Raw genomic sequence first — 22,829 nt, forward strand, 5'->3', positions numbered from 1 at the left:
CCGTTATATATTTATTTATATTTCGATTGATGACACGGTGGGCTATCTCATCGGTTTCCAATAAATATCCTCCGGCATAGCCCTGTCTCTTGATCAGACCTCCTGATCAAGAGACAGGGCCTGGCTGGGGGTTTTCCATAGACAAAAAAAGCGTGGAGCCATCCACGCTTGAGGCTGCTGACAAAATGTAACCAGGTGGCAATGTTCCAACCACGGACCTACAAAAAGTACGTAATCTGTTGATATTCTCATTTCGTAAGTCAGGCAAAGCGCTAGCTGCCTCTCGCAGAAATGCCAACACAACAGATAATTGTCAGCAGTCCTCATTTTTCAGTCAGCAAATATCGGCCCGGCAGGGAATTTCGCCAGAAACCCGGTGACGGCCAGCAGCGACCACAGCCCGGGCCACTCAATCTGGCGCTCCCGCAGTTCATCATCCAGCGTCATAAGCGCAAACTCACCTTTATCGCCCAGCACGCCGCCCTGCCAGAGCAGCCGCTGCGCCTGCTGCCGCGCCCAGGGAGAATCGCTCTTCCAGGCCAGCAGGTGCAGCAGAGCCTGCTGCAGGCAGACACCGTGAGAATGTTGATCCCGCAACAGCCGCCGGTAAACCGGCAGCGATATGCTGCGCACGGTATAAAAACCGCTGCGGGTTTCGCTGTCAACATCTGCCATGCCAGCACAGAACTGACTGGCCAGGTCACATAAACGATTGTGCGTCAGCGGCTGGCGCAGGGCATCCAGACGACCTGCTGCGGCACACAGCAGCCCGCTCCTTTGCCGTTCTTGTGGCAGCGAATCAGGCAAAACCGCTACCGTTTCAGCCGCCCCGGCCTGCGCATGCTGTACGCCCGCGTCATAACAACGGACAAAGAAATCATGGCTGCCACGGACGATTGACGGGTGCGCCAGCAGATTCAGCGCCGGGTGCAGTTGTTCAAGCTCGTCCAGTGACGCCAGCGTGTAATTGACAACCACATCTTTTGTCGATGCCCGGCCTTCCGGACGAAATGCTATGGTTTCATTCATCAAAGTCTCCTTATGGGACATTCCCGGAGGCGATGCTGCGCATCTGTCCGGGCTACAGATCCATGCAATCCGGTAGCCCGGACAGGCGCAACGCGCCGCCTCCGGGAAAGGAACAGATTTACATCGCCAGCACGTACTTCAGCATCACCCCGGCGGCTATCGCCGAGCCAATCACCCCCGCCACGTTCGGGCCCATCGCGTGCATCAGCAGGAAGTTCTGCGGGTCTGATTCCAGGCCCACTTTGTTCGATACGCGTGCCGCCATCGGCACTGCCGACACCCCCGCCGAACCGATAAGCGGGTTGATTTTGTTCTTACTGCACAGGTTCAGCAGCTTCGCCATCAGCACCCCGGCCGCCGTCCCAATCCCGAACGCAATCACACCCAGCAGCAGAATGCCCAGCGTCTGCGGCTGCAGGAACTTGTCCGCCACCAGCTTCGCGCCCACCGACAACCCGAGGAAGATGGTCACGATATTAATCAGCCCGTTCTGCACCGTGTCGCTCAGACGCTCCACCACCCCGCTTTCACGCATCAGATTGCCAAAGCAGAACATCCCCAGCAGCGGTGCGGCGTCCGGCAACAGCAGGGCCACCAGCATGAGCAACACCACCGGGAAGAGGATTTTTTCCCGCTTGCTGACGGTGCGCAGCTGCACCATGCGGATTTTCCGCTCCGTCTCGCTGGTCAGCGCCTTCATAATCGGCGGCTGGATTAGCGGTACCAGCGCCATATACGAGTACGCCGCCACCGCGATGGCCCCCAGCAGCTCCGGCGCCAGCTTGCCCGACAGGTAAATCGCCGTCGGGCCGTCCGCGCCGCCGATAATGCCGATGGCCGCCGCCTGCGGCAGGGTGAAGCTGATAAGGCCGAAGTAGTTCAGCGTCAGCGCCCCCAGCACCGTGGCGAAGATGCCGAACTGCGCCGCCGCGCCCAGCAGCAGGGTGCGCGGGTTGGCCAGCAGCGGGCCGAAGTCGGTCATCGCGCCCACGCCCATAAAGATGACCAGCGGCGCGACACCGGAGCCAATCGCCACTTTGTAGAACAGCGCCAGCACCCCCGGCGTGTAGCCCATGTCCACCGCCAGGTTCTCCATCTGGCTCTGCACCGACGGCAGCGCCAGCGCTAATGCCTCTTTAATGGCGTGCACGTCCGGCGCGCAGTTAAGCTTCGCGGCAATCACCGCCAGCTGCCCGGCGTCGTGATGCGCCAGCAGGCTCTCCAGCGCGGTCAGCGCCATACCCGCTTCCGGGATGTTGGAGAGCAGACCGCCGAAGCCTATCGGCAGCAGCAGTAACGGCTCGAACTTCTTCGCTATCGCCAGCCACAGCAGCAGCAGGCTCACCAGCAGCATGATGGCCTGGCCTGCGCCAAGGTGCATCAGCCCCATGCCCTGAAGCAGGGCGTTCAGACTTTCCATTTCCGCTCCTCGTCCTTACGCCAGCGTCATCAGGGTGTCGCCGACGGAAACCGCATCGCCGGACTTCACCGCGATACCGCGTACCGTCCCGGCCTGCGCGGCGCGGATTTCGGTTTCCATCTTCATGGCTTCCAGAATCAGCAGCACATCGCCTTCGGCCACCGTCTGGCCCTCGGTGGCAATCACCTTCCAGATGTTGCCCGCCAGCGGGGCGGTGACCGGGGTGCCGGCGCCTGCGGGAGCGGCAGCCTGAACCGGTGCGGAAGAGGCTGCCGGAACAGCCGTAGTAAGCTGGCTGATATCGCCGCCGTCGCTGACCTTCACCACAAAGGCTTTGCCTTCCACTTCCACGGTGTAGATACCGGAGGCGGCAGGCTTCTCTGCTTTTGCCACCGGCTGCGCGGCTTCCGCCTGCGGCAGTGGCTCAAACGCCGCCGGGTTATTGCGGTTCTCAAGGAATTTGAGGCCGATTTGCGGGAACAGCGCCACGGTGAGCACGTCGTCGATGGCGTTTCCCGCCAGAGTGATGCCCTTCTCCTGCGCCTGGCGCCTGACGTCCGCTTCCAGTTCAGCCAGTTCCGGTTTGAGTAAATCCGCCGGACGGCAGGTCACCGGGGCGCCCCCTTCCAGCACGCGGGCCTGTAACGCGGCGTTAACCGGCACCGGCGTGTGGCCGTATTCGCCTTTCAGTATCCCGGCGGTTTCTTTGGCAATGGTTTTGTAGCGCTCGCCGGTCAGGACGTTGAGCACCGCCTGGGTGCCGACAATCTGCGAGGTGGGGGTCACCAGCGGGATAAAGCCGAGGTCCTCGCGCACGCGGGGGATTTCCGCCAGCACCTGGTCGAGTTTGTCCGCCGCGTTCTGCTGCTTCAGCTGGCTTTCGAGGTTGGTGAGCATCCCGCCCGGCACCTGGGCCACCAGAATGCGGCTGTCGTAGCCTTTCAGCTGGCCTTCAAAGGCGTGGTACTTTTTGCGCACCTCGCGGAAGTACGCGGCGATATTTTCCAGCTTCAGGATATCCAGCCCGGTGTCGTGCTCAGTACCTGCCAACGTCGCCACCAGCGCTTCGGTGGCCGGGTGGCCGTAGGTGGCGCTCATGGACGAAATTGCCGTGTCGACGCCGTCGACGCCCGCCTCGATAGCCTTCAGCAGGGCCATCTCCGCCATCCCGGTGGTGGCGTGACAGTGCAGATGCAGGCGTACCTCAAAACGTTTTTTGATTTCGCTGACCAGCTCATACGCCGCCATCGGCGTGAGAATGCCGGACATATCCTTGATGGCGATGGAATCGACGCCGGTTTCCAGCAGCTGTTCGGTCAGGTCCAGCCAGGTCTGCAGGGTGTGGGCCGGGCTGGTGGTGTAGGAGAGGGTGCCCTGGGCGTGCGCCCCGTGGCTGCGCACCGCCTGCAGTGCGGCTTTCATATTGCGCGGGTCGTTCATGGCATCGAAGACGCGGAACACGTCCATGCCGTTTTTCACCGCCCGCTCAACGAAGCGTTCCACCACGTCATCGGCGTAGTGGCGATAACCGAGCAGGTTCTGACCACGCAGCAGCATCTGCAACGGGGTTTTGGGCATGGCTTTTTTGAGTTCGCGCAGGCGCAGCCACGGGTCTTCGCCGAGGAAACGGATGCAGGCGTCAAAGGTGGCGCCGCCCCAGCACTCCAGCGACCCGTAGCCCACGTCGTCGAGCGCGGCGGCAATCGGCAGCATATCGTCAAGGCGCAGACGGGTGGCGAAAAGGGACTGGTGGGCGTCACGCAGGACGACGTCGGTAATGGAAATGGTCATGGATCCCTCCGGGAATTAAGCATTAAGGCGGTGATGGTGAATGGCGGCGGCAATCACCGGCTTTAAGCGGGTGAAGTCGTCCACGGGCGCGGCGGCGGCAGGTGCCAGTTTTGGCGCCGGAGCCGGTTCAGGGAAGAAACGGTTGACGGCGGCGGACATGCCGCGGATGGCGAAAATCAGCAGGAACAGAAACGCCAGCACGAACCCCATGCCGAGGAACATCAGAGTGAAGCCTTCACCTAATAGCACCGAACTATTCATAATAAAGTCTCAAATTTAATAATCTAAAATAGAAAAGTAATATCAGGCATTAATAGAATGGATAAAATACCGGTAGTAAAATCATACTAACGATAAAACAAACCAAACTAATCGCCAATCCGGGTTTTAAGAAATCTTTAAATTTAACATTCCCCGGGCCAATAATCATTGAGTTTGCTGGAATAGCCATTGGGGTACAAACAGCAACACTACTCGCAATAAAAACAGCAATAACAACTGCACGAGGGTCTGCGCCAATAGACTGTGCGATAGTCCATCCTACCGGGCATAACAACGTACATGCTGCAGTGTTACTCATTACTTGAGTCAAAGCCCATGTAAGTATCCACAATGACGCCATAATAATCATAACGCCAGAATCTCCGGTTACTGAAATAACGGCATTGGCAATCATTTCTCCAGCACCAGTAGAATTAAGCGCGGCACCTAAAGGCATCATAAACGCAAGCATGAAAACAGTTAGCGTTTCAAAAGAATTAAAAGTTTCCTTTTGTGTTAAAACGCCAGCGAATACAAGAACAATAGCCGCACAACATGCAATAATATGCATTGGAGGCAGAAACTTAATATAATCAGTTGCCACCATTCCAGCGATAGACAGAATAAAAACGGCTAAAGTTAAATTTCTATGCCAGGCCGGAATTTGGCTATAATCCATTTGAGAATCAGATTGTGTATTTCCATCACGATCTGCGATGAGTTTTGAACCGAAGAAATAGAGAAATATAGAGCATGCAATCAGCAAAGGAATACCAATTTTAGCGTATTCGAAAAATAGCACCGACAGACTTCCCTTACTAAAAGTTTCAATAGTATTTTTAGCAATCAGATTTCCTGGCGAACCGATAATAGAAATGTCAGCACCGATTGTTGCCCCAAAAACCAGAGGCATAAGAAGTTTAATAGGCTTAATCTGACTACTGGCGGCAATACCTAAAACAATAGGAATTAGCACAGCAACTGTTCCGCTATTAGAAACAAAGGCAGACATAACTCCACCAATAAGAAAAATCAATACACTAAGGCTTCTTTCTGTTTTAGCATATTTTAGTAAAATTTTACTTGATTGCCATGCCAAACCTGTTTTAAAAAATGCCGCACCGAGTACACACATGGCGACGATAAGAATAACATTCGCATTTACGATTGAAGCAAAAATATCCTTAGCATCGATAACACCGGTAAAATAAAGTGCCATTGGGACCATAAATGCAACTAATCCCATAGGAAGACGATCGCTAACAAAGATAATTATTGCAACCACTAAAACCAACAAAGTAATAATCGCTGGTGACATGTATACGTCCTTATATTATTAGGGTACAAAAACAACTCATTACAGTCATGAATACAACTGCAACAAGCATAAATCACATGTTATACTAAAATTACATCTAATTAATTTCTATTGAGAAAGAATACACTCACATAAATAACAACACTTACCCGACAAAGGCATAACATATTCTTACTGCTTTTGTTTTTGTTTAATCAAATAATTTCCTCTTAAAATCTGTCTGTGTATAATGCTACTTATATAAATGAAACTCATCCAATGCTAATAAGGTTGCAGCTTATGCAATATCGGCATCACCTCGAACTAACATGGCTCGAAGACTGTCTGGCTCTAAAAGAAACGTTGAATTTCTCAAAAGCGTCTGCCTCAAGATATGTGACTCAACCCGCATTTAGTCGTCGGATACAATCTCTCGAAGAATGGGTGGGTACGCCCCTTTTTGAAAGAAGTAAACGGGGAGTCACCCTTACCAAGGCCGGAGAAGTATTTACAGACCAGCTTCCCGAACTGATCCACTCCTTGTACACATTGAAAAGTGATACCCTTGAGGCCGCAGGTAATAAACAACCTAGTCTTGTTTTTTCAGCAACGCATGCTTTGTCTTTCTCTTTTGTACCGCACTTGTTAAAGCAAAGTGATAAAATTGCAAAATTTGGTTCATTTCGTCTTTTATCTGACTCATTGAATGCGTGTGAAAAAATGATGCGGCAGGGAGATTCACAATTTTTGCTGTGTCACCATCACCCACATATGCATCTAAATTTAAATAAAAATAACTTTATGAGCATTCGTCTTGGGTTTGATACATTAATTCCATTCAGTAAACCAGACTCAGAAACGTTAAAACCGTTGTGGAATATAAATAATAAGATTCAATTCCCTTACCTTTCTTTTTCATCACAATCAGGTCTGGGAAGAATAATAGCAAATACAGCGTCTATTAACAGAATTACCCATAATATAAATGTTGCCTTTGTGGCCGATCTGGCAGCAACACTATTGGCAATGGTCAGATCTGGCGATGGTGTTGCCTGGATACCTCAAAGCCTTGCCAGGCAAGATATAGAGGCTAAAACTATTGTTACTGCAGCGGAAAAAGAAAGCAATTTATGGGTACCCATAGAAATAAGACTTTATAGACCAGCCAAGAGAATGCCTCCAGATGCCGAAGAGCTATGGGAAATTTTTGTTGAAGAACAAATATAATTATTTAATTGTAAAATGTTCTTTAATATAATCCTCAATGAATTTAATTAACGCTCTGGTTGCATATGATAAATATTTATCTTTCTTCCAGGCCAAACCAATCGTAACATAAGTCGGCTCAGTCATGGCCTTGGTTATTACTTTTTCGGCTTTAAGATCGACAGCGTCCAAAATGAAAGAAATTCCTTCATTTTTAGCAACCAGATCTATGTTGGTTTGAACCCTGTTTGATGATAGAAAAATATGTGTATGAATTCCTCGCTTTGTACATTCTTCAATAATCGTTTTTCTATGCCAGGAATCTTTTTTCATTAGTATCAATGGCTCATATTGTAGATCTTCCCAATCGATACTATCCTTTTTTGCCAGGGGATGTTTATCTGACATACATACCACGTGCTGCTGAGTCATTAATGGTACCGTAACTAATTCTTTTGGACAGTCATTAATAATAACAATAGCAAGATCCAGCTCTCCAGCAGAAAGTTTATCATGTAAACCAAAAGTCCCCTCTTCAACAAGAGAGAGTTCCATCTCTGGATAAATCTCTCGGAAATGCTTGAAGAGCGGTGAAAAAAGAAACAAACTTATCATCGGTGGGATCCCCAAAGTTACTATGCCACCATTTTCATTACGATAATCTTTCATTTCCGCTACGCTATTTTTTAACGCAATAAGGATAGGTTCAATTTTTTGTAAGAAAAACATGCCCTCCTCAGTAAGGACAAGTTTATTTTTCTTTCTATCAAATAATGTCACCCCTAATTCAGTCTCTAACTTCTTAATAGCAATGGTGATATTAGGTTGAGAAACAAAATGCCGCTCAGCAACTCTGGTTAAGTTACCTAACAAAGAAGCGCTTACAAAATATTCTAATTGTCTAATTTCCATCTATTTTCCACTACTATAAATAAAATTTATCATTTAATAAAAATAACATATTTCCTTCCTACAATGAATACGAATATCATGAAAATGTGATCAATGGATAAAACAATGCAACATAGCACTGGAGGGAGTATGAGTCGTATATTAAATACAGAAATTATCATTCCGGTTATCGAAAAACTTGTAAAAAAAGCTTGTTATGAACTGGATGATAATCTCATGTGTTCTTTTCGTAAAGCATATGATAAAGAAGAGTCAAAGATCGGCAAGGAAACCATTAAGATATTAATTGATAATGGAGAGTATGCAAAAAAAGAACAACTTGCATGCTGCCATGATACCGGCACTTGTATCGTTATAATGGAAATTGGACAACATGTATGCTGGGAAGGTAAGCCGCTTAAAGATCAGGTGAACCAGGGTGTTCGCCAGGGCTATGAAAATGGATACTTAAGAAAATCCATGGTTGCAGATCCATTAGAACGTATTAATACTAATGATAATACTCCTGCAATTTTACATACTGAAATTGTTGATGGTGACCGAGTGACAATTACCGTTATGCCAAAGGGCGGCGGTAGCGAAAATATGGGAACTTTTAAAACATTGCTTCCCGGCGATGGTATTGATGGTATAAAAGATTTTGTTCTGGAAACTGTCCGTCGTGTAGGAGGCAATCCATGCCCTCCTTATATTATTGGTATCGGCGTTGGCGGTACAATGGATCACTGTTCGTGGATGGCTAAGAAAGCATTATTACGCCCTCTTGGTGAGTTCAATGCTAAACCACTTTATGCCCAGCTCGAAGCTGAATTATTAGAGGCCGTGAATAATACAGGGATCGGCCCTTTAGGTATGGGCGGGCGTATTACGGCGTTAGGCGTGCATGTCGATTACTATCCTTGCCATATCACTGCACTGCCAGTCGCAATCAATTTCCAATGTAATGCAAGCCGCCACGCTAGTGAAATCATTTAATACCTGGAGAAGCTATGATGGAATTAACATTACCATTGACTAAAGAGAAAGCGAAAACTCTTAAGGTCGGCGATATATTATTTCTCACTGGATTTGCTTACACCTGCCGTGACGCCGCGCATAAAAAAATCGAAGTAGCGCTTAGTAACGGAGAAAAATCACCGGTCGATTTTCAAAACCAAACGATTTACTATGCTGGCCCCTGCCCTGCCAGACCTGGTTTACCTATTGGCTCCAACGGTCCTACAACGGCCGCGCGTATGGACCCATTTGTAGAAATGATGTTTCAACAAGGGGCAACTGCGTTTCTTGGCAAAGGCGATCGTGCTGATTATGTCGCTGAGCTTTGTAAAAAATACGGTGGGGTTTCGCTACTCGGGATTGGAGGAGCGTCTGCAATTAATACAAAACATGTTAAATCAGTAGAAATTGTTGCCTACGAAGAATTAGGAACAGAATCCATTAAGAAGTTATATTTTGACCGCTATAGAGTCATTGTAGGAATTGATTCGGAAGGAAATACTCTCCAGAAGCAGGAAGTACCCAAGTACGCCAAATAATAATACATTAATATTGGCAATATCGGTCCGGTAGGCTGTTACCGGACCGATATGTTTTCTATCCTGCACTTCACCACAGGATAGAAACTAAACTTAGCCGCGACGGGCTTTTACCGCTGCCGACAACTGACGAAGCAGCGCATCGGTATCTTCCCAGCCAATACAGGCGTCAGTAATGCTTTTACCGTAGGTCAGCGGCTGACCGCTTTCCAGACTCTGGTTTCCTTCTACCAGATGACTCTCTACCATCACGCCAATAATCGCTTTTTCACCGCCCGCTATCTGCTGACAGACATCGGCGCAAACCTCCATCTGCTTTTGAAATTGCTTACAGGAGTTGGCATGGCTGAAATCGATCATGACCTGCGGCGTCAGTCCCGCTTTGATGAGGCCTTCTTTCACCTCAGCAACATGTTGCGCGCTATAGTTTGGCGCTTTACCGCCGCGCAGAATGATATGGCAGTCGCCGTTGCCGCTGGTATTCACAATCGCCGAATGACCCCATTTAGTGACGGAGAGGAAGCAATGCGGCGCGCCGGCGGCGTTGATGGCGTCAATGGCGACTTTAATCGTGCCATCAGTACCATTTTTAAAACCGACCGGACAAGAGAGGCCAGACGCCAGTTCGCGATGAACCTGGGATTCAGTAGTCCGCGCGCCAATGGCGCCCCAGCTCATCAGATCGGCCAGATATTGCGGCGTGATCATATCGAGGAATTCGCCGGCGGCAGGCAGGCCGCTGTCGTTAATATCCAGCAGCAGTTTGCGCGCAATACGCAGACCGTCGTTAATCTGGAAGCTGTTATCCATGTGCGGATCGTTAATCAGCCCTTTCCAGCCGACGGTAGTACGCGGTTTCTCAAAATAGACGCGCATGACAATTTCAAGCTCGCCTTGAAGCTCATCGCGTAGCGCCAGCAAACGGGCGGCATACTCTTTCGCCGCTGCCGGATCATGAATTGAACAAGGACCGATCACAACCAGCAGACGATCGTCATTGCCTTTGAGAATTTTATGGATGGCTTTGCGCGCGTGAGCAACGGTATTCGCTGCATTTTCCGTAGCGGGAAACTTTTCCAGCAGCGCGACCGGAGGTAATAACTCGTTGATTTCTTTAATGCGTAAATCGTCGTTCTGATAATTCATGTTTATTCCAGTGTTGCCGTACTTATCCCAATGAATGCAATCCCTCCAATCTATCTCTTCAATTAAATAGTGTAAACGGGCTTTTACACTTTGAACGGAATAATCCTAGAATTCAGGAAAAAAACGCACAAATGTAGCGAAAAATGGGATCTAACCTACACTTTTTAACTGTAACCACTCTGTTTATGAATTATTGCAAGATTCTCTGCTGCGTTAACCCGCGGCGGCGAACGCTTTTTATCCCTTATTTGAGGATTTGACTGACACGTGCACTGTTGGAAGAGGTTATCCGACATATCCACCATAACAGGAGCATCTTATGAAAATGACAAAACTGACTACGCTTTTACTCACCGCTACCCTCGGCCTTGCCAGCGGCGCAGCGTTAGCTGCTGAATCTAACGCGCAATCCAGTAATGGCCAGGCGAACTCGGCGGCAAATGCCGGTCAGGTTGCCCCGGACGCCCGCCAGAATGTAGCGCCGAATGATGTGAATAACAACGACATCAATACCAACGGCAATACTAACAGCACGATGCAGCATCCAGACGGTTCACCCATGAATCATGACGGAATGACCAAGGATGAAGAGCATAAAAATACCATGTGTAAAGACGGTCGCTGCCCGGATATTAATAAAAAAGTGGAAACCGGTAATGGCGTCAATAATGACGTGAATACCAAAACCGACGGTACCACACAGTAATGCAGAAAAAAGTCTGATAACGGGAGAGCTTTCGCTCTCCTTTTTATTTTGTCAGCGAAAAATCAGTATGATGTCTACAGTATTGATGAGAATAACAAAGGAATGACGTTATGGCGCACTCACACTCTCATGCCGATTCACACCTGCCGAAAGATAATAATGCTCGTCGCCTGCTTTTCGCCTTTATCGTCACTGCCGGATTTATGCTCCTTGAGGTGGTGGGCGGGATACTCTCCGGCTCTCTGGCGTTGTTGGCGGATGCGGGACATATGCTCACCGACGCGGCGGCCCTTCTCTTTGCGCTGCTGGCGGTTCAATTTTCCCGTCGTCCCCCGACTGTTCGCCACACTTTTGGCTGGCTAAGACTCACCACACTGGCGGCTTTTGTGAATGCCATTGCGTTGGTGGTCATTACCCTTCTCATTGTCTGGGAAGCGATAGAGCGCTTTTACACGCCACGTCCGGTGGCGGGCAATCTGATGATGGTGATTGCGATCGCGGGTCTGCTGGCGAACCTGTTTGCGTTCTGGATTCTCCATCGGGGAAGCGATGAAAAAAACCTGAACGTGCGCGCTGCCGCGCTACATGTGATGGGCGATTTGCTGGGTTCCGTCGGCGCAATAGTCGCCGCGCTGATCATTATCTGGACGGGCTGGAAGCCAGCGGACCCGATTCTCTCTATTCTGGTTTCGGTACTGGTGTTACGCAGCGCCTGGCGTTTGTTAAAAGATAGCGTCAACGAATTGCTGGAAGGCGCGCCGGTTTCACTGGATATTAATGCCTTACAGCGCCATTTAAGCCGGGAAATCCCCGAAGTCCGTAACGTACACCATGTGCATGTCTGGATGGTCGGCGAAAAACCGGTCATGACATTGCACGCTCAGGTCATTCCGCCACACGACCATGATGCGCTGCTGGAACGTATCCAGGATTTCCTGATGCACGAATACCATATTGCGCACGCTACGATTCAGATGGAATATCAAGTGTGTCACGGCCCGGACTGTCATCTGAATCAGACGCCATCCGGGCATGTTCATCACCATTAACGGGAAAGCGCGCGCGATCCTCGCTCCCGCGCGCTGTTTATCCACAGGCGACTACCGTTCACGGCGATAAATGTCAGGATCAGATATTCCAGCGACATCGCATAGACGCCCTGCAAAGCAAAAATCACCACACTGATTACGTTGATTATCACCCACAGGAGCCAGTTTTCGACATATTTGCGTGTCATCAAAATCATCGCCACGATAGACAGCACCATCATGCAAGAGTCCCAGAACGGGAAAGCGTCCGGTTGCAGTACAGGCATTGTCACCTGTAACCCCAGCATCTGCATAATGGCGACGGCCACGCGCGTCAGGACGGCGAATACGGGATCGATATATCGCGTCATCAAACCGATAGCTATCACACATATCGCCAGCCATGCCATTGCTTTTGGCAACGGCAGCCAGCGGATTTTAAGCTCGGCCTCATTATCCTTTGTTTGCCGCGACCACGCATACCAGCCATAAATATTGGCGGCAAAGAAAAAGAGTTGCAGCAACAGGCTGGCATAAAGCTGGATCTGAAAGAAAATAATCGCAAACAGGGTAACGTTAACCAGTCCAAAAAAGTAGTTGCTGATCTTCTCCAGACTGGCAAGCCAAATACAGAGCAGGCCGGCGATGGTTCCTACCGCTTCGATCCACGAGAGATCGTACCCGCCAGCGCCAATCGGAATATGAATCAGTATGTTGTGCGTACTAAAAAAATCCATTCTCTCCCCCAAAGATTTCCGTCTTTACGCCCGAAGTGTAGCCGCAAAATCCAGCATCCGGTTGAGGGGCAGTAATGCGCCCTCGCGTAGCGCCGCATCAACCTGTATTTCATGCGCCGCGCCTCCCTGCTCCAGCCCTTCAGCAATGGCTTTCAGGCCATTCATCGCCATCCACGGACAGTGCGCGCAGCTACGGCAGGTCGCCCCCTCGCCAGCCGTGGGCGCTTCAAGCAGCTCTTTTTCAGGCACCGCCTGCTGCATTTTGTAGAAGATGCCGCGATCGGTCGCCACGATAAGCTGTCTGTGCGGCAGCGTTTTTGCCGCCTTAATAAGCTGACTGGTGGAGCCCACCGCATCGGCCATCTCGACAATGGACTGCGGCGATTCAGGGTGAACCAGAAGAGCGGCATCGGGATAGATTTTTTTTAAACGGGTCAACGCCTGGGTTTTAAACTCATCATGCACGATACACGCCCCTTGCCAACACAGTACATCGGCCCCGGTCTGTTTTTGCACGTAATTCCCCAGGTGTCTGTCCGGAGCCCAGATAATTTTTTCCCCCAAACTATCCAGATGCTCAATCAATTCTACGGCGATACTGGAGGTCACAACCCAGTCCGCACGCGCTTTAACGGCAGCCGAGGTGTTAGCATAGACCACGACGGTTCTTTCAGGATGCGCATCACAAAAAGCGCTAAATTCGTCTATTGGGCAGCCTAAATCCAGCGAACATTCCGCCGCCAGGGTAGGCATAAGAATGGTTTTTTCCGGGCTGAGGATTTTGGCGGTTTCCCCCATAAACCGTACGCCCGCTACCAGCAGCGTGGATGCGGCGTGCTTCGCGCCGAAACGGGCCATTTCCAGTGAGTCGGAAATACAGCCGCCGGTTTCTTCTGCCAACTGTTGAATTTCCGGATCGGTGTAGTAGTGCGCCACCATGACGGCATTGCGCTCTTTGAGCAACCGCTTGATTTTCTCACGATAAAATTGCTTTTCATCGTCGTTCAACGGCGTTGGTTTCGGCGGAAACGGATAGATTGCAGCTTGTGGGTCAAACATTACGCTCATCGTGGCTTCTCGTTTTTCTGACTTAACGAAATAACCGAATGAAAGCGAAATAAACGCCATAATCGGTTAATTTGTTTTATATGCTAAACAAGATAGCCGATCCAATAAGGAAAGTCACAATAATTACGTGGCCCGTGTCTGATGGCGGCGTAACGTTTTATCTGGCCTGCGTGAGCGGTGCCGTCTGTAGGCCTGATAAGCGCAGCGCATCAGGCAAGACCCAAACCTGCGGCAGGTTCGAATCTTCCATATCGCAGATAGCAAAAAAGCGCCTTTAGGGCGCTTTTTTACATTGGTGGGTCGTGCAGGATGACTCGGCTTCGCCTCGCCCTACGGGCCGTTGCTGACGCAACGTTATCCTTCACGTTCAACATCTGAGTTTGATGTTAAATTGGTGGGTCGTGCAGGATTCGAACCTGCGACCAATTGATTAAAAGTCAACTGCTCTACCAACTGAGCTAACGACCCCTTGGATAAGGGTTACTGCTTCAATCATTCAGGATGGTGGGTCGTGCAGGATGACTCGGCTTCGCCTCGCCCTTCGGGCCGTTGCTAAAGCAACATTATCCTTCACGTTCTCTACCAGTTACCACCTTGTATATTGGTGGGTCGTGCAGGATTCGAACCTGCGACCAATTGATTAAAAGTCAACTGCTCTACCAACTGAGCTAACGACCCATACGGGTGCTGCCTGAAAGATTTTACTCGAACCATCTAAAGATGGTGGGTCGTGCAGGATGACTCGGCTTCGCCTCGCCCTACGGGCCGTTGCTGACGCAACGTTATCCTTCACGTTCAACATCTGAGTTTGATGTTAAATTGGTGGGTCGTGCAGGATTCGAACCTGCGACCAATTGATTAAAAGTCAACTGCTCTACCAACTGAGCTAACGACCCGAGTGGTGGGTGATGACGGGATCGAACCGCCGACCCCCTCCTTGTAAGGGAGGTGCTCTCCCAGCTGAGCTAATCACCCGATACTACGCTGGACATTACTGACTAACCGAAATTAGTGGTGGGTTGTGCAGGATGACTCGGCTTCGCCTCGCCCTACGGGCCGTTGCTGACGCAACGTTATCCTTCACGCTTTATTCTCGTTTCCACCGAACGATTGGTGGGTCGTGCAGGATTCGAACCTGCGACCAATTGATTAAAAGTCAACTGCTCTACCAACTGAGCTAACGACCCACTTTTACGTTGCTTTCGAGTTGTTTAATATCCCGTGGCAACGGCGGCATATATTACTGATTTCAGATTTGAGCGCAACAAAAATTTCGACGCTGAGGGCTCAACTGCTTAGGAATCGCACGACGCGACCAGAAAAAAGGCGTTTTCTGGTCGCATGGTACGCATTACATCGCGTTAAGACGCTTTTGCGCCTGTTTCGCGCCATCAGTGCCAGGATATTTGTTAATCACCTGCTGATAAACCGCTTTCGCTTTTGCCGTATCACCTTTGTCCTGCATGATAACGCCAACTTTGTACATCGCGTCCGCAGCCTTCGGCGACTTAGGATAGTTTTTTACTACCGAGGCGAAATAATAGGCGGCGTCATCTTTTTTACCCTTGTTGTAATTCAACTGGCCCAGCCAATAATTGGCGTTCGGCTGATAAGTAGAATCAGGGTATTTCTTGATGAAGTTCTGAAACGCCACAATCGCATCATCCTGGCGAGACTTATCCTGCACCAGCGCAATTGCCGCATTGTAATCGGTATTCGCATCGCCACTTTGTACCGGCGCCCCTGAGGTTGCCGTACCGGCATCCGGGGCGGGGGTCGCAGTGGTTGCCGCCCCGCTCTGGTCACCAGCTGCTGGCTGCGCTGCGCCGCCATTATTTAAGCTCCCCAGCTGCAGCATAATTTGCTTCTGGCGCTCCATCACCTGATTCAGTTGATACTGATTTTCCTGGATTTGGCCGCGCAAAGAATCGATATCGGACTGATTATCGGAGAGCTGCTGCTGAAGTTGGGTTAAAAGCTGGCTGTGAGCGTTAGAGATACGCTCAAGTTGAGTGACGCGGTCTTCGACCGAGCCTGAGCCGACACTACTGATTGGCGCCTGAGCAAAAGCGGCCCAGGGGGCCGCTATGCCAACCAGTAACGACAGACTCAACAGGTGATGTCTGAAGTTACTGCTCATGCAATTCTCTTAGTAAACCAGTACAGCGCGACGGTTCTTAGCGTAAGCCGCTTCGTCGTGGCCCAGTACGGCAGGTTTTTCTTTACCGTAAGAAACGATGGAGATCTGGTCAGCGGAAACGCCTTTACCCTGCAGGTACATTTTAACGGCGTTAGCACGACGTTCGCCCAGGGATATGTTGTACTCCGGAGTACCGCGTTCGTCCGCGTGACCTTCTACGGTGACTTTGTAAGACGGGTTGCTACGCAGGAAGTTAGCGTGCGCATCCAGCATTGCCGCGAAATCAGAACGGATATCGTACTTGTCGAGATCGAAGTAAACGATGTTGTTCTGCTGCAGCTGCTGCATCTGCAGACGCGCTTGCTCTTCAGATGACATGTTGCCGTTGCCGTTAGCGTCCATACCAGTGCCGGCGCCGTTCAGCATGCCGCCTTCGCTACCGTCATTGCTGGCGTTCTTGTTGGAAGAACATGCCGCGATTGCCATAACAGGCAGGGCAATCATCAGGCCCTTCAGCACTTTGTTCAGTTGCATTTCTTTAATTCCTTTAGTAATCAATTAATTATTATCACAGATACGGCGACCAGGCAGGCGATTTCACCTGACCATCAGTTGCCGGAAGACGCGCTTTGAAACGCCCATCTGTAGAAACCAAATTCAGCACAGATCCCATCCCCTGAGAAGAGCTGTAGATTACCATCGTGCCGTTAGGTGCCAGACTTGGCGTTTCATCCAGGAACGTTGACGACAGAACCTGTACGCCACCCGTCACCAGATCTTGTTTGGCAATGTGCTGCTGCCCGTTATTTGAGCTTACCATTACCATAAATTTACCGTCGCTGCTGACATCCGCATCCTGGTTTTGCGAACCTTCCCAGGTAATACGCTGCGCCGCACCGCCGTTAATGTTCATTTTATACACTTGCGGACGTCCAGCCTGGTCAGAAGTAAAGGCCAGAGTCTGGCTGTCCGGGAACCAGGTCGGCTCCGTATTGTTGCTACGGCCGTCCGTTATCTGACGAATCTGGCCGGAAGCAAGATCCATAACGTACAGGTTCAGACTTCCGGTTTTCGATAACGCGAACGCCAGTTTCGTCCCATCCGGCGAGAAGGCCGGCGCGCCGTTGTGACGCGGGAAGGACGCAACCTGACGCACTGCGCCGTTTGCCAGCGTCTGGATAACCAGCGCGGAGCGACCGCTTTCAAATGTCACGTAAGCCAGTTTTGAGCCGTCCGGAGACCACGCCGGAGACATCAACGGCTGCGGAGAACGGTGCACCACAAACTGATTGTAACCATCGTAATCCGACACACGCAGTTCATACGGGAACTGACCGCCATTAGTCTGTACCACATAGGCGATACGAGTACGGAACGCGCCCTTAATGCCCGTCAGTTTTTCAAAGACTTCGTCACTAGCGGTATGACCTGCATAACGCAGCCACTGCTTGTTCACTTTATAAGAGTTTTGCGCCAGTACGGTACCCGGCGCGCCGCCAGTGTCAACCAGCTGATAAGCAACATTGTAGGAACCGTCCGGATTCGGCGTGACCTGTCCAACGACGACGGCATCAATACCCAGCGCAGACCATGCGGTAGGCTGAACTTCCTGAGCGGTGGCTGGCTGCTGCGGCAGTCGGGACCGGTCTAACGGATTAAATTTACCGCTGTTGCGTAAATCTGCCGCCACGATGCCGCCGATATCTTCAGGCGCAGCGCCCGGCCCGGCCCATTTAAAAGGCACAACGCCAATCGGTCGCGCCGAGTCCACCCCCTGGGTGATCTCGATACGGACTTCTGCGTGCAGCACCGCCGCCCACAGCATCAGAAAACCAAATGCTACTCGTAATGCCTGCTTCATCATATCTCCCATACCTGGGCCTGCGACCCACGATAATTTAGCAGAATGTTAACAAACTCAAATACACAAAACCACCAGGACCAGTAACAACTCAACCGCTCCAACTTCCATAAAGAAAAGTATCTACAGTTTAAAGTCTAGTTTGGCATCCTTTATTTTCTCATAAACAGCCTGGCTTGGCGGTTTAGGAATTTTCGCGGTTTTTGCCGCCATTAACGCCGCCTGACAAAGCGCCGGATCGCCGCCCTCAGACGTAATGCTTTTTAATGAGCCATCCGGCGCCAGGCTAATATGCAAGACACATTGTTTGCCCTGATACAGGCTCGCATCATACAGACGGCTCTGAATCGCGACCTGAATCTGTTTCGCGTAGGCGCTGATATCAGCGCCTGTCGCCCCACCGTTAGCGCCCGATGTACCGCTATCTTTCGATGGCTGGCCATTCCCTTTCGCGCCGCCGCCGGTTTTCGGCGCATTCTTACCCGAGCTGAGATCGCCAAGCAGATCGTCGACGCCTTCTGCGGCGGCCGCTTTTTCGGCAGCCGCTTTCTTCTTAGCGTCCGCCGCTGCTTTCGCCGCCGCGGCATCCGCTTTCTTCTTCGCCTCCGCCGCCGCTTTCGCCGCCTCGGCATCCGCTTTCTTCTTCGCCTCCGCCGCTGCTTTCGCCGCTTCGGCCTCCGCTTTCTTCTTCGCCTCCGACGCAGCTTTCGCCGCTTCGGCCTCTGCTTTCTTCTTCGCGTCTGCCGCCGCTTTCGCCGCTTCGGCTTCCGCTTTCTTCTTCGCGTCCGCTGCCGCTTTTACCGCTTCGGCCTCTGCTTTCTTCTTCGCGTCCGCCGCCGCTTTCGCCGCTTCGGCCTCCGCTTTTTTCTTCGCGTCCGCCGCCGCTTTCGCCGCTTTTTCGGCCTGTTGCTGCTGCTGTTGCGCCAGTTTTGCCGCTTCTTCAGCCTGCTTTTGCTGCTCCTGAGCCGCTAAACGTTCTTTCTCAAGTTGTTTCAACCGCTCCTGTTCAGCAGCCTGCTTCTGCTGCAGCTCCTCTGCTTGCTGCTGTTGCAACTTTTTACGCTCTTCTTCCGCGCGTCTGGCGCTGGCCTGTTGATCCTGCTGACGGTTGTACTGCTGCACAACGGCGCCAGGATCGACCATCACCGCGTCGATAGCGGAACCACCGCCGCCGCCGGCAGAAGCCTCTATATGCTCATCAAACGAACTCCAGATCAGCACTGCAAATAAGATGATATGCAGCACGGCTGAAATAATTATCGCCCGTTTGAGCTTGTCGTTTTGTTCGGTTGCCTTTGACACTCTCGGTTCCCAAAAAACTGTTCGCCTGTTACTCGCCGTCTTTCAAGCCAACGGGACGCAGACTTCAGATTGGCTGCGTCATTAAGCCAACCGATTTTACGCCCGCGCTGTGTAACAAGTTCAGCGCTTTAATTATTTCATCGTACGGCACCTCTTTCGCGCCGCCGATTAAAAAGACTGTTTTCGGATTAGCCTGCAGATGACGCTTTACTTCTGCGATCACCTGTTCAGACGGCAGTTGATCCATTCGATCTTTATCAACCACTACGCTGTATTGCCCTACTCCGGAAACCTCAATAATGACCGGTGGATCGTCGTTACTACTGACCGCCTGCGACTGATTCGCCTCCGGCAAGTCGACTTCCACGCTCTGGGTAATGATCGGCGCGGTTGCCATAAAGATCAGCAGCAGCACCAACAGTACGTCGAGCAGCGGTACAATATTGATTTCGGACTTAAGTTCGCGACGACCTCGTCCACGCGTTCTGGCCATGGCTTACCCCTTGTTGCTTTCGCTTACGGTAAACGCCTGGCGGTGCAGAATCGCGGTGAACTCTTCCATAAAGTTGTCGTAATTCAGTTCCAGCTTGTTCACGCGCTGATTCAGTCGGTTGTAAGCCATAACCGCAGGGATAGCGGCAAACAGACCAATCGCCGTGGCAATCAATGCTTCGGCAATACCCGGCGCAACCATTTGCAGAGTCGCCTGTTTCACCGCGCCCAGGGCGATAAACGCATGCATAATCCCCCATACGGTGCCAAACAGACCGATATAAGGACTGATAGAGCCTACCGTGCCAAGAAACGGGATATGCGTTTCCAGCGTTTCCAGCTCTCGGTTCATGGAGATGCGCATCGCACGCGACGCCCCCTCTACCACTGCCTCCGGCGCATGGCTGTTGGCGCGATGGAGCCGGACAAACTCTTTGAACCCGCTATAAAAGATTTGTTCCGAGCCCGACAGACTATCGCGTCTCCCCTGGCTTTCCTGGTACAGACGCGATAGTTCGATTCCGGACCAGAATTTATCTTCAAACGCTTCCGCCTCACGCGCAGCGGCGTTCAGGATACGCGTTCGCTGGATAATGATGGCCCAGGATGCTATTGAAAAACCAATCAAAATCAACATGATAAGTTTAACCAGAAGGCTTGCCTTCAGGAACAAATCAAGGATATTCATGTCAGTCACTGCTTAAACTCCGCGACAATAGACTTAGGAAGCGCACGAGGCTTCATTTTGAGTGGATCAACGCAAACAATCAGAACCTCTGCTTCATTTAGCAGCGTGTTCTCTGCGTTGACAATGCGTTGCGTGAAAACCAAAGCGGTGCCACGCATTGACGTAATTTCTGTTTGAACTTCAAGCATATCGTCGAGCCGCGCAGGCGCATAGTATTCCAGCGTCATCTTGCGCACTACAAAGGCGACCCGCTCCGCCAGCAGCACCTGTTGGCTGAAGTGATGGTGACGCAGCATCTCCGTGCGCGCTCTTTCATAAAAAGCGACATAGCTGGCGTGATAAACCACACCGCCGGCGTCCGTGTCTTCGTAATAAACTCGAATTGGCCATCGAAACATATACTTATTCATCCCTGCAGCCTCTTTGTTGGCGTCATCCGCTTGCCGCCGTAATGCCTCAAGAATGCCGTTGTATATCGCCTTGTATTCACTTTACATCCCGGTAATGCAACAAAAGTAGAGCTTTTAAACGTTGCTACTATACGCGTGGGAATGAGGCTTGGGAATGGGGGGAAGTTAAGGGAGAGTAAAAATATATGGGCTTATGCAAGCCCCTATATTTTTAAGGAGGTTTCTTATTCACAAGAAGAAGAAAATCAGGCCGACGATAAGGACGATATCCGCAAGGAGCGGACAAAAAATCCCTTGCCAGTGTACGGATTCAGGGCGAAAACCCACGCCGTGGATTATGCCTGCGCAAACCGCCCACATCAGCAATAATCCGTGCCAGATTTCAAGCGTGCTGGTCCTGGCGGCAAACCGTGACGGGTCCCAGAACATACATCCTGCCAGCACTATCGCCATCACGAAGGAAAGCGCCCTTAACGGGCGCTTGTCCATTACCGCATACAGTTTTGCGATAATATGGGTCATTAGCTTTCTTCTTGACCGGTTTTACCCGCTTCAACGTGCTCAAGCGCCAGGGCGGTAATGATCCCGAATGCACAGGCAAGAAGCGTTCCCAGAATCCATGCGAAATACCACATTTTAAGCTCCTTACTTAGTACAGAGAGTGGGTGTTGCTTTCAATATGTTCTTTAGTGATACGACCGAACATTTTCCAGTAACACCAGCTGGTGTAGATCAGAATGATCGGTACGAACACCGCCGCAACCCAGGTCATCAGGTTCAGCGTCATCTGGCTGGATGTCGCATCCCACATGGTCAGGCTGGCATTCATCATCGTGCTGGACGGCATCACAAATGGGAACATAGCGATACCCGCCGTCAGAATAATGCAGGCCAAGGTCAGCGAAGAGAACAGGAATGCCCACGCGCCTTTCTCCATACGGGAAGTCAGGATAGTCAGCAGCGGCAGAACCACGCCCAGAGCCGGAACCAACCACAGGATCGGAGCATTATTAAAGTTCACCAGCCAGGCGCCAGCTTCACGCGCCACTTCTTTAGTCAGCGGGTTAGAGGCGGCATGATGGTCAATCGCGGATGTCACGACATAACCATCAATACCATACATTACCCAAACGCCCGCCAGCGCAAAGCACACTAATGTCACCAGCGCCGCAATCTGCGAGGTGGCGCGCGCGCGCAGGTGCAGTTCGCCAACGGTGCGCATTTGCAGGTAAGTCGCCCCCTGCGTGATGATCATCCCTACGCTTACGATACCCGCCAGCAGACCAAACGGGTTCAGCAACTGGAAGAAGTTACCGGTGTAGTACAGACGCAGATACTCATCTACATGGAACGGTACGCCCTGCAACAGGTTGCCAAAGGCCACGCCAATCACCAGCGGCGGCACAAAGCTACCGATGAACACGCCCCAGTCCCACATGTTGCGCCAGCGCGGGTCTTCAATCTTGGAACGGTAATCAAAACCGACCGGACGGAAGAACAAAGACGCCAGTACCAGGATCATCGCCACATAGAAACCGGAGAACGCCGCAGCGTAAACCATCGGCCAGGCAGCAAACAACGCACCGCCCGCGGTGATCAACCACACCTGGTTACCGTCCCAGTGTGGAGCGATAGAGTTAATCATAATTCGACGTTCGGTGTCGTTACGACCGAGGAAACGGGTGAGCATCCCCACCCCCATGTCGAACCCATCGGTGACAGCGAAACCAATTAGCAAAATGCCAACCAGCAGCCACCAGATAAAACGTAGTACTTCATAATCGATCATTTGACGACTCC

Annotated in this window: 24 protein-coding genes and 5 tRNA genes; 5 read left to right on the forward strand and 24 right to left on the reverse strand. The window is 51.1% G+C overall.

Annotated elements, in window-relative coordinates; all coding sequences use genetic code 11:
* Window positions 1–330: 330 nt before the first annotated feature.
* The 5 genes from HV477_RS05100 to HV477_RS05120 form a co-directional block, all read right to left on the reverse strand.
* The gene (locus HV477_RS05100; protein ID WP_001005993.1) at window positions 331–1,029 is read right to left on the reverse strand and encodes a triphosphoribosyl-dephospho-CoA synthase; all 699 of its coding nucleotides are present in this window, start codon (window positions 1,027–1,029) and stop codon (window positions 331–333) included.
* 118 nt (window positions 1,030–1,147) lie between these two features.
* A complete protein-coding gene (locus tag HV477_RS05105; protein WP_023262200.1) occupies window positions 1,148–2,449 on the reverse strand; it encodes an oxalacetate decarboxylase subunit beta in 1,302 nt (433 codons plus the stop codon).
* A 15-nt stretch (window positions 2,450–2,464) separates the two neighbouring features.
* Complete coding sequence (oadA, locus tag HV477_RS05110) at window positions 2,465–4,240, reverse strand: sodium-extruding oxaloacetate decarboxylase subunit alpha (protein WP_114063897.1); 1,776 nt, start codon at window positions 4,238–4,240, stop codon at window positions 2,465–2,467.
* Between the two features lie 15 nt (window positions 4,241–4,255).
* Complete coding sequence (locus tag HV477_RS05115) at window positions 4,256–4,501, reverse strand: oxaloacetate decarboxylase subunit gamma (RefSeq protein ID WP_001670696.1); 246 nt, start codon at window positions 4,499–4,501, stop codon at window positions 4,256–4,258.
* 49 nt (window positions 4,502–4,550) lie between these two features.
* A complete protein-coding gene (locus HV477_RS05120; RefSeq protein ID WP_175064930.1) occupies window positions 4,551–5,819 on the reverse strand; it encodes an SLC13 family permease in 1,269 nt (422 codons plus the stop codon).
* Between the two features lie 222 nt (window positions 5,820–6,041).
* Between HV477_RS05120 and HV477_RS05125 the strand changes: the two genes are divergently transcribed.
* A complete protein-coding gene (locus tag HV477_RS05125; protein ID WP_000282119.1) occupies window positions 6,042–7,025 on the forward strand; it encodes a LysR family transcriptional regulator in 984 nt (327 codons plus the stop codon).
* Here HV477_RS05125 and HV477_RS05130 read toward each other — a convergent pair whose 3' ends face one another.
* Complete coding sequence (locus HV477_RS05130; protein WP_000405927.1) at window positions 7,026–7,916, reverse strand: LysR family transcriptional regulator; 891 nt, start codon at window positions 7,914–7,916, stop codon at window positions 7,026–7,028. It abuts the gene before it with no gap.
* A gap of 129 nt (window positions 7,917–8,045) precedes the next feature.
* Between HV477_RS05130 and HV477_RS05135 the strand changes: the two genes are divergently transcribed.
* Together HV477_RS05135 and HV477_RS05140 are read left to right on the forward strand one after the other, a co-directional pair.
* A complete protein-coding gene (locus HV477_RS05135) occupies window positions 8,046–8,891 on the forward strand; it encodes a fumarate hydratase (protein ID WP_000086831.1) in 846 nt (281 codons plus the stop codon).
* A 14-nt stretch (window positions 8,892–8,905) separates the two neighbouring features.
* On the forward strand, window positions 8,906–9,451 hold the full coding sequence (locus HV477_RS05140; protein ID WP_000970374.1) for a FumA C-terminus/TtdB family hydratase beta subunit: 546 nt from the start codon (window positions 8,906–8,908) through the stop codon (window positions 9,449–9,451).
* Window positions 9,452–9,544: 93 nt separating this feature from the next.
* Here HV477_RS05140 and aroG read toward each other — a convergent pair whose 3' ends face one another.
* A complete protein-coding gene (gene aroG / locus HV477_RS05145; protein WP_001109233.1) occupies window positions 9,545–10,597 on the reverse strand; it encodes a 3-deoxy-7-phosphoheptulonate synthase AroG in 1,053 nt (350 codons plus the stop codon).
* Window positions 10,598–10,916: 319 nt separating this feature from the next.
* Between aroG and HV477_RS05150 the strand changes: the two genes are divergently transcribed.
* Together HV477_RS05150 and zitB are read left to right on the forward strand one after the other, a co-directional pair.
* On the forward strand, window positions 10,917–11,303 hold the full coding sequence (locus HV477_RS05150; protein WP_175064931.1) for a YbgS-like family protein: 387 nt from the start codon (window positions 10,917–10,919) through the stop codon (window positions 11,301–11,303).
* Window positions 11,304–11,413: 110 nt separating this feature from the next.
* Entirely contained in the window at window positions 11,414–12,352 is a 939-nt protein-coding gene (zitB, locus tag HV477_RS05155; RefSeq protein WP_079899380.1) for a CDF family zinc transporter ZitB, read from the forward strand.
* On the opposite strand, the gene pnuC is transcribed toward zitB, so the two are convergent.
* The 17 genes from pnuC to cydB form a co-directional block, all read right to left on the reverse strand.
* Window positions 12,349–13,068 carry a nicotinamide riboside transporter PnuC gene (gene pnuC, locus HV477_RS05160; protein WP_000345361.1) on the reverse strand — a complete coding sequence of 240 codons (720 nt, stop codon included), beginning with the start codon at window positions 13,066–13,068 and terminating at the stop codon, window positions 12,349–12,351. The genes zitB and pnuC overlap by 4 nt on opposite strands.
* A 24-nt stretch (window positions 13,069–13,092) precedes the next feature.
* Window positions 13,093–14,136, reverse strand: coding sequence for a quinolinate synthase NadA (nadA, locus tag HV477_RS05165; RefSeq protein ID WP_024792426.1), 1,044 nt, complete (start codon window positions 14,134–14,136; stop codon window positions 13,093–13,095).
* A 392-nt stretch (window positions 14,137–14,528) separates the two neighbouring features.
* A tRNA-Lys gene (locus HV477_RS05170) sits at window positions 14,529–14,604 on the reverse strand.
* A gap of 134 nt (window positions 14,605–14,738) precedes the next feature.
* A tRNA-Lys gene (locus HV477_RS05175) sits at window positions 14,739–14,814 on the reverse strand.
* A gap of 142 nt (window positions 14,815–14,956) precedes the next feature.
* Window positions 14,957–15,032, reverse strand: a tRNA-Lys gene (locus HV477_RS05180).
* Window positions 15,033–15,035: 3 nt separating this feature from the next.
* A tRNA-Val gene (locus HV477_RS05185) sits at window positions 15,036–15,111 on the reverse strand.
* A gap of 136 nt (window positions 15,112–15,247) precedes the next feature.
* Window positions 15,248–15,323, reverse strand: a tRNA-Lys gene (locus HV477_RS05190).
* Window positions 15,324–15,487: 164 nt separating this feature from the next.
* Window positions 15,488–16,276 (reverse strand): cell division protein CpoB, encoded by a 789-nt coding sequence (gene cpoB, locus HV477_RS05195; RefSeq protein ID WP_000097552.1) that lies wholly within the window; start codon window positions 16,274–16,276, stop codon window positions 15,488–15,490.
* A 9-nt stretch (window positions 16,277–16,285) separates the two neighbouring features.
* Window positions 16,286–16,810: a peptidoglycan-associated lipoprotein Pal gene (gene pal / locus HV477_RS05200; protein ID WP_001176621.1), complete on the reverse strand. Its 525-nt coding sequence runs from the start codon at window positions 16,808–16,810 to the stop codon at window positions 16,286–16,288.
* A gap of 34 nt (window positions 16,811–16,844) precedes the next feature.
* Window positions 16,845–18,137: a Tol-Pal system beta propeller repeat protein TolB gene (gene tolB / locus HV477_RS05205; RefSeq protein WP_001562341.1), complete on the reverse strand. Its 1,293-nt coding sequence runs from the start codon at window positions 18,135–18,137 to the stop codon at window positions 16,845–16,847.
* A gap of 123 nt (window positions 18,138–18,260) precedes the next feature.
* Window positions 18,261–19,439, reverse strand: a complete 1,179-nt coding sequence (gene tolA, locus HV477_RS05210) for a cell envelope integrity protein TolA (protein ID WP_114063896.1) — start codon at window positions 19,437–19,439, stop codon at window positions 18,261–18,263.
* A gap of 64 nt (window positions 19,440–19,503) precedes the next feature.
* Entirely contained in the window at window positions 19,504–19,932 is a 429-nt protein-coding gene (gene tolR, locus HV477_RS05215) for a colicin uptake protein TolR (protein ID WP_000124676.1), read from the reverse strand.
* Window positions 19,933–19,935: 3 nt separating this feature from the next.
* The gene (gene tolQ / locus HV477_RS05220) at window positions 19,936–20,628 is read right to left on the reverse strand and encodes a Tol-Pal system protein TolQ (RefSeq protein WP_000131318.1); all 693 of its coding nucleotides are present in this window, start codon (window positions 20,626–20,628) and stop codon (window positions 19,936–19,938) included.
* Window positions 20,625–21,029 carry a tol-pal system-associated acyl-CoA thioesterase gene (ybgC, locus tag HV477_RS05225; protein ID WP_001046240.1) on the reverse strand — a complete coding sequence of 135 codons (405 nt, stop codon included), beginning with the start codon at window positions 21,027–21,029 and terminating at the stop codon, window positions 20,625–20,627. The genes tolQ and ybgC overlap by 4 nt, the downstream gene beginning before the upstream one ends.
* Before the next feature lie 228 nt (window positions 21,030–21,257).
* A complete protein-coding gene (gene ybgE / locus HV477_RS05230) occupies window positions 21,258–21,551 on the reverse strand; it encodes a cyd operon protein YbgE (RefSeq protein WP_000148790.1) in 294 nt (97 codons plus the stop codon).
* On the reverse strand, window positions 21,551–21,664 hold the full coding sequence (gene cydX / locus HV477_RS05235) for a cytochrome bd-I oxidase subunit CydX (protein WP_000270278.1): 114 nt from the start codon (window positions 21,662–21,664) through the stop codon (window positions 21,551–21,553). Before cydX ends, ybgE begins: the two co-directional genes overlap by 1 nt.
* A gap of 14 nt (window positions 21,665–21,678) precedes the next feature.
* Complete coding sequence (gene cydB / locus HV477_RS05240; protein WP_000568258.1) at window positions 21,679–22,818, reverse strand: cytochrome d ubiquinol oxidase subunit II; 1,140 nt, start codon at window positions 22,816–22,818, stop codon at window positions 21,679–21,681.
* Between the last annotated feature and the right edge of the window lie 11 nt (window positions 22,819–22,829).

Origin of the sequence: Salmonella sp. SG203 (genome assembly GCF_013350575.1) — a bacterium.
Taxonomy (GTDB): domain Bacteria; phylum Pseudomonadota; class Gammaproteobacteria; order Enterobacterales; family Enterobacteriaceae; genus Salmonella; species Salmonella enterica.

What these genes read in the sequence shown, in the direction of transcription:
- tolB (WP_001562341.1), bottom strand. Translation starts at nt 18,137, where the DNA reads ATGAAGCAGGCATTACGAGTAGCATTTGGTTTTCTGATGCTGTGGGCG.
- HV477_RS05130 (WP_000405927.1), bottom strand. Translation starts at nt 7,916, where the DNA reads ATGGAAATTAGACAATTAGAATATTTTGTAAGCGCTTCTTTGTTAGGT.
- zitB (WP_079899380.1), top strand. Translation starts at nt 11,414, where the DNA reads ATGGCGCACTCACACTCTCATGCCGATTCACACCTGCCGAAAGATAAT.
- aroG (WP_001109233.1), bottom strand. Translation starts at nt 10,597, where the DNA reads ATGAATTATCAGAACGACGATTTACGCATTAAAGAAATCAACGAGTTA.
- cpoB (WP_000097552.1), bottom strand. Translation starts at nt 16,276, where the DNA reads ATGAGCAGTAACTTCAGACATCACCTGTTGAGTCTGTCGTTACTGGTT.
- HV477_RS05150 (WP_175064931.1), top strand. Translation starts at nt 10,917, where the DNA reads ATGAAAATGACAAAACTGACTACGCTTTTACTCACCGCTACCCTCGGC.
- HV477_RS05140 (WP_000970374.1), top strand. Translation starts at nt 8,906, where the DNA reads ATGATGGAATTAACATTACCATTGACTAAAGAGAAAGCGAAAACTCTT.
- nadA (WP_024792426.1), bottom strand. Translation starts at nt 14,136, where the DNA reads ATGAGCGTAATGTTTGACCCACAAGCTGCAATCTATCCGTTTCCGCCG.
- HV477_RS05100 (WP_001005993.1), bottom strand. Translation starts at nt 1,029, where the DNA reads ATGAATGAAACCATAGCATTTCGTCCGGAAGGCCGGGCATCGACAAAA.
- pnuC (WP_000345361.1), bottom strand. Translation starts at nt 13,068, where the DNA reads ATGGATTTTTTTAGTACGCACAACATACTGATTCATATTCCGATTGGC.
- pal (WP_001176621.1), bottom strand. Translation starts at nt 16,810, where the DNA reads ATGCAACTGAACAAAGTGCTGAAGGGCCTGATGATTGCCCTGCCTGTT.
- tolR (WP_000124676.1), bottom strand. Translation starts at nt 19,932, where the DNA reads ATGGCCAGAACGCGTGGACGAGGTCGTCGCGAACTTAAGTCCGAAATC.
- ybgE (WP_000148790.1), bottom strand. Translation starts at nt 21,551, where the DNA reads ATGACCCATATTATCGCAAAACTGTATGCGGTAATGGACAAGCGCCCG.
- HV477_RS05115 (WP_001670696.1), bottom strand. Translation starts at nt 4,501, where the DNA reads ATGAATAGTTCGGTGCTATTAGGTGAAGGCTTCACTCTGATGTTCCTC.
- HV477_RS05135 (WP_000086831.1), top strand. Translation starts at nt 8,046, where the DNA reads ATGAGTCGTATATTAAATACAGAAATTATCATTCCGGTTATCGAAAAA.
- oadA (WP_114063897.1), bottom strand. Translation starts at nt 4,240, where the DNA reads ATGACCATTTCCATTACCGACGTCGTCCTGCGTGACGCCCACCAGTCC.
- HV477_RS05105 (WP_023262200.1), bottom strand. Translation starts at nt 2,449, where the DNA reads ATGGAAAGTCTGAACGCCCTGCTTCAGGGCATGGGGCTGATGCACCTT.
- cydX (WP_000270278.1), bottom strand. Translation starts at nt 21,664, where the DNA reads ATGTGGTATTTCGCATGGATTCTGGGAACGCTTCTTGCCTGTGCATTC.
- HV477_RS05120 (WP_175064930.1), bottom strand. Translation starts at nt 5,819, where the DNA reads ATGTCACCAGCGATTATTACTTTGTTGGTTTTAGTGGTTGCAATAATT.
- ybgC (WP_001046240.1), bottom strand. Translation starts at nt 21,029, where the DNA reads ATGAATAAGTATATGTTTCGATGGCCAATTCGAGTTTATTACGAAGAC.
- cydB (WP_000568258.1), bottom strand. Translation starts at nt 22,818, where the DNA reads ATGATCGATTATGAAGTACTACGTTTTATCTGGTGGCTGCTGGTTGGC.